The 5,499-nt window shown below is 41.5% G+C and carries 3 protein-coding genes and 2 pseudogenes; 3 read left to right on the top strand and 2 right to left on the bottom strand.

Annotation, left to right across the window (positions count from 1 at the left end):
* Nucleotides 1–178, top strand: a pseudogene (locus PN447_RS14140) (IS630 family transposase); the annotation flags it as partial.
* 1 nt (nucleotide 179) lies between these two features.
* Here PN447_RS14140 and PN447_RS14135 read toward each other — a convergent pair.
* A pseudogene (locus PN447_RS14135) lies at nucleotides 180–530 on the bottom strand (IS4 family transposase); the annotation flags it as partial.
* 177 nt (nucleotides 531–707) lie between these two features.
* Between PN447_RS14135 and PN447_RS14130 the strand changes: the two are divergent.
* Nucleotides 708–1,454 (top strand): DUF429 domain-containing protein, encoded by a 747-nt coding sequence (locus tag PN447_RS14130; RefSeq protein ID WP_271763672.1) that lies wholly within the window; start codon nucleotides 708–710, stop codon nucleotides 1,452–1,454.
* Between the two features lie 25 nt (nucleotides 1,455–1,479).
* Here the strand turns inward: PN447_RS14130 and glgP are convergent, their stop codons facing one another.
* A complete protein-coding gene (gene glgP / locus PN447_RS14125) occupies nucleotides 1,480–4,044 on the bottom strand; it encodes an alpha-glucan family phosphorylase (protein ID WP_271763673.1) in 2,565 nt (854 codons plus the stop codon).
* Nucleotides 4,045–5,314: 1,270 nt separating this feature from the next.
* Here glgP and PN447_RS14120 point away from each other — a divergent pair.
* Nucleotides 5,315–5,499: hypothetical protein (locus PN447_RS14120; protein WP_271763671.1), on the top strand; the 185-nt coding region annotated here is incomplete at its 3' end.

The following is a 5,499-nucleotide window of genomic DNA, read 5'->3' as shown; positions in this document are numbered from 1 at the left end:
GGACTTCCAAGCCTTGCCTAATCGGCGTCCTGGGAATGGTCACAAAATTACCGATTGGGAAAAATTTCGTGAGTTCGCTTCCTTACACGGCGATAAAACTCAAGTAGAGATGGCCTCACTTTGGCCTGAAGAAATTAGCGCCCGCACAATCTCAAGAGCTTTAAAAAAAATTGGTTTTATAGCAACTTGCTCGTTAATGTAATTACTGTTGAATCAATTGGACAAATTGCGTATTTGTCATGTAATTTTTTCTGGACTTTTTTCTGGATTAATTGATTCAATTGATGATAAATCTTTTGGAATATTTCTCGGTTTCTATGTGTGTTAGCGTTGGAAAATGTTGAAATACTTACGTCAATTCCAGTATTGTTTAATCTTTTAAATAAGTCCCGCATACTTGTTAAGCTATTATCCAAGGCATAAGACAACCAACACTCAACATAAAGACGGCTGTTCAAAACTGGATAATCATTTTTTGGCAACGGGCTGAGGATGTATTTGACAATCTTGGGAAATGAATTTATAATCATGATAAATTAATTCATTTTAATCCTTCGCCCAAAACTTACCATATTTTGGGCTATTTTTATCACCTCTTTCTTAACATTCAACACTTCTGAGTATAATAATACCCATTAGATATTTTTTAATATAGTAAAATGAAAATAAAATTACTATTTTAAAGCGCATTTTTCACATCTAACACAATGAAATTTATCGGCATTGATTTAGGCTGGAAATCCCAACCAAGTGGCTTGTGCTGCTTGGAATTGATAGCAGGAAAACTGCAAATAATCGACTTAGACCGCCTAGAATTGATCCCAGATATCCTCACTTGGGTAGATAAAACTGTGGAACCACAAGAACCAGCGATTATTGCGGTAGATGCGCCCACATTAATACCCAATGCTGTAGGGAGTCGTCTCCCCGATAAACTCACACATAAATACTTTGGCAAATATCACGCCGGATGTTACCCAGCTAATCAAAATTTACCCTTTGCAGAACGTACTGTAAATTTTGGTTTAGAATTAGAGTCTCGTGGATTTGTCCATGCACCCACAATTGAACCCCGAAGAGCGGGGAGATATCAAATAGAAGTTTTTCCCCATCCCGCAATAGTTAACTTATTTAACCTAGAACGCATCCTGAAATATAAAAAAGGACGCATCAGTGAGCGCCGCTTAGAATTAATTAAACTTTACAATTACATTATTGATATTTTACCCACCAGAGAACCTTCTCTGATCCCTGTACCCTTGGGTGGTTCATTTTCCCAAATCCCCACCACAGGTGCTGCACTTAAAGCAGCTGAAGACAAACTAGATAGTGTAATTTGTGCTTATGTAGCAGCGTACTGGTGGTATTGGGGTGAAAAACATAACTTAGTGTTGGGCGATCGCACAACAGGTTATATTGTCATCCCCACAAATGTGGGGAGCGGGGAATATTGAAACCCCTACTCCCTCATCCTTGAGCTTATTCTGCCCAAGCAATCAATCTTGGCTCATAGGGACTAGATAGATGTTGGTGGTGGGGTAACACACGCAAAGACAAGCCTTGCAAACCAGAGACAGTATAAGTAATGTTAGCTGTGTAAACACTCAACCCTGTTGCATCCTGTCCTTGGTAATCCATGACTACAGGCACTGCATTCATAATTTCACCATTAGCATCAATGCTACCCTGGTATAACTCCACGCGCACATCATCATTAGTCAAGGTGGCCAAGTCAACCTTAGCTTTCACAGCAACGGTTTGATTTACCTCAATATCCGTATCTTCAGATACATCAATATCTTTGATTCTGATGTTGAACCAGTGGTCTCGGAGTTTTGATTTCCAACTAGCTAATTCTTTAGCTGGGGCGTAATTATCCACAGTGAGAATATGATAGCGATCGCTAGCTGGAAAATAAGCCCGTTGAGCATATTCTCCCACCATCCGGGCTGTATTAAAGAAAGGACAATTCAAGCGAATTGCATCTTTCATTTTAGCAATCCACGCACGGGGTAAGCCATCCACATCGTGATACTCGTAGAACAGAGGTATCACTTCCTTCTCTAGTAATTCGTAGAGGGCATTAGCTTCTACCTCATCTTGATAATTAGGATCATCATAATTCTCGCCATGTCCAATTGACCAACCAGTGCGGACATAATCAGCTTCATCCCACCAGCCATCCAGAACACTTAAATTCAGCAATCCATTCATGGCGGCTTTCATACCGCTAGTACCGGAGGCTTCCCGTGGACGGCGTGGCGTGTTTAACCACACATCACAACCAGCTACCATCAACCGAGCAATATGAATGTCGTAATTAGGAACAAACACTACTTGTTTTTCCAAGTGTTGTTCACGGATAAAGTGATTAATGTCGCGGATTAGTTCTTTTCCGGGGATATCTTTGGGGTGAGCCTTACCAGCGATCACAAATTGTAGCTTGCGATGTTTGTTCCCCTGTAAAATCTGCTTTATTCTGTCTAAATCGCGCATCCACAGGGTCGCACGTTTGTAGGTAGCAAAACGTCGAGCAAAGCCAATGGTTAAAACGTTGGGATCGAGAACTTCCTGAGCTTGGTTAATTTCTGCAGCCGCCGCGCCGCGATCGCGCAAATGCTTCACCAAGTGTTCTCGGACATATAAAACCATGTCTAAGCGACAGCGTTCGTGATTGCGCCACAATTCCTCATCGGGGATCGCATCCATCCGTTCCCACAATGGGCTATCTGGTGCTGCTGATGACCAGTTAGGACCTAAGTAGCGATCATACAACTCTTGAGTTGATTTGGCTACACAACTACGGGCATGAACACCGTTAGTAATTGCTGCAATTGGTACTTCTTCCACAGGGACTTTTTGCCACAAACCCTTAAACATCTGCCGTGACACCACACCATGCAACTGTGCCACACCGTTAGAAAATGTCGCCATCTTCAAGGCCAACACCGCCATACTGAAAGGTGCCGATAAATCACCTGTATTTTCACGTCCCAGTCCTAAAAATTGCTCTTTAGGCAAACCAAAGATTTCTGCATAATACCCCAGGTAATACAAAATCTTATCAGGAGCAAACAAATCTATCCCAGCTGGTACTGGTGTGTGGGTAGTAAATATATTACTCGAAGCTACCACTTGTCGGGACTCGGCATAACTTAATCCTTCTTCCTGAATTAAGATCCGGATCCGTTCTAAAGCAGAGAATGCTGCATGGCCTTCATTCATGTGGTAGGCGGTGACATTGTAACCCAGTGCTTTGAGCATCTGTACACCACCGATCCCCAGCATAATTTCCTGGTGAATCCGCATATCAATATCACCACCATATAGCTGGTCTGTGATGTCGTGGTCGTAAGGGTTATTGGGTTCAATGTTCGTGTCTAGCATATACAGTGGTACCATTCCCACCTGTACACGCCACACTCTCGCGTAGACCTTGCGCCCTGGATAATCCACCGCAATCCTTAGTTCTGAACCATCTGGATTACGCTCTAGATGCAAGGGCATATTATAGAAATCGTTGATGGGGTAGCGCTCTTGTTGCCAACCATCCGCATTCAGGTATTGAGCAAAGTATCCTTGCTGATACAACAACCCCACACCCACAAGAGGTAAACCCAAGTCACTGGCAGATTTGAGGTGATCCCCCGCTAGAACACCCAAACCGCCAGAATAAACCGGTAAACAATCTACCAGACCGAATTCAGCCGAAAAATAGGCATAGCATTCTTTTGGCTTTGAGCTACGCTGTTTCTGATACCAAGTACGCTCTTGTAAATAATCTTCTAACTGACGAGCCGCCCGATCCATTTGTGCTAGGAAGCCTTCATCCTCCACAACTTCCAAGAGCCGCCCTTGATTGATGGTACCCAGCATTAATACGGGGTTATGATGGCTAGATTCCCACAGATCGGGGTCTAATCGACGAAATAAATCTTTACTCTCAACGTTCCAATCCCAATGCAAGTTATATGCTAGTCGCCTCAGGGGTTCGAGCCGCAAAGGTAAGGAAGGGGAAACATTAAATGTGCGAATCGGCTGCATAGTTTGGTAAAGCTCCAAGTTTAATTTTCGGTATTGTTTATGTATTTATTGCTGTCTATACTCAATGTTGCCAATTCTTTTGACTGTGTGTGTAAATAACCTTGTTTAGCATTGATAGTGATTCTTTCCATCGCTGATAAAGTTTACACTAAAGACATTTTTAAGTCTATGGATTACCCACAAGTATTTACTTAGTATATAAAAATTTGACTCTTATCTATCGGCTAAAAGTTAAACAAATATAAATAAATTGTTATGAAATCTTCAGAGTTGAGCTAACAATACTCTATTTGATGTGTCCACAAGACTCAATAAACATCTGTATCTTCTTCTTTGTTGCTTACAAAGCCAGTTAGATGACTATGGCGATTGCCCTATAGACTGAGCTGCTGTATAAGCTAAAAGTACCTTGTATCAGGTATTTTAGACAACAGTTTAATCTTTTTTTAGTTCTTGTGCGTAGTAGTGTATTTTAATTTACTAAATAGCCCTTGAGTGTATCTGAGGACACGACTGGATTAATAAAAATTAAATAAGTATCAATCATAGCTATATTAAGGAATATTTAGGGTTATACTTCCTTTCAAGGAGTTTTTATAAGGAAATCATTCATGTTCCCTCTGAAATATAACTTCTTTCTCCTAACTGTTCCTTTTTTTCCAGCGATTGTGTATTTTTTTGTACTACATCAGTTATATATAGCCTCAAATAAATAACGTTAGTTGTAATTTCTCACAGGTATGATTTTTTTTCATATCTGGGCATCGCTGTTTGATATATAAATGTATCTAGGTAGTGCGATTCGTTCTCTCGATCGGGAGCAGAAATGCTCACAGGATGAGGGGTAAGACTGGATAAAACCAGATTCTTATAACTGTGTGTTTCATGAGGGTGTAAATCCCTCCCCCTAGGTGCAAGGGTGACAGCATCTCCCTTACGGTAGGGACTAGCCATCAATCGGTAAAGCAGGGAGAAAAGGCATTTTTACTAGGAGCCGAACTTGATACACGTCGAGCAAAGTACCCATGAGTACTTAACGAAGATGTGTCTGAAGCGTCGTTATACAAAACCAGCCAAATCGGGCTGACAGGCTGGAACCAAAATGGTAAAGGATAAGGAAGTTGATAGTACCGTTATGCACTTCCTAAAAACCCGACGTAAAGCATCACTCTAAGAGGATGTTTGATAAGTTTTCAACAGGTAATTTTTATCTTAGGGAACAGGGAACAGGGAACAGGGAACAGGGAATGGAGAACACACCGAACACGGTATGGCTAACGCCACGCTATCGCTATCGACTTCGCTCACCCACCACACAAAAAACAATAAAATCCAGTCCCCTCCTCTTACAAGGACAAGACTTGGTGGACAAGGTGGACAAGGTGACAAGGGAGAAAAACAGTACAAAGTCTGTATTTTTAGTAAGAAAAATAGCCCCTTAAAAGACCATTGTCC

It is taken from the genome of Anabaena sp. CS-542/02 (assembly GCF_028331085.1).
In the GTDB taxonomy this organism is placed as follows: Bacteria; Cyanobacteriota; Cyanobacteriia; order Cyanobacteriales; family Nostocaceae; genus Anabaenopsis; species Anabaenopsis arnoldii.
This window is presented reverse-complemented; position numbering and strand designations above follow the sequence as displayed.

Excerpts from the sequence above, each read along its gene's own strand:
- PN447_RS14130 (WP_271763672.1), top strand. The coding sequence starts at position 708 with ATGAAATTTATCGGCATTGATTTAGGCTGGAAATCCCAACCAAGTGGC.
- glgP (WP_271763673.1), bottom strand. The coding sequence starts at position 4,044 with ATGCAGCCGATTCGCACATTTAATGTTTCCCCTTCCTTACCTTTGCGG.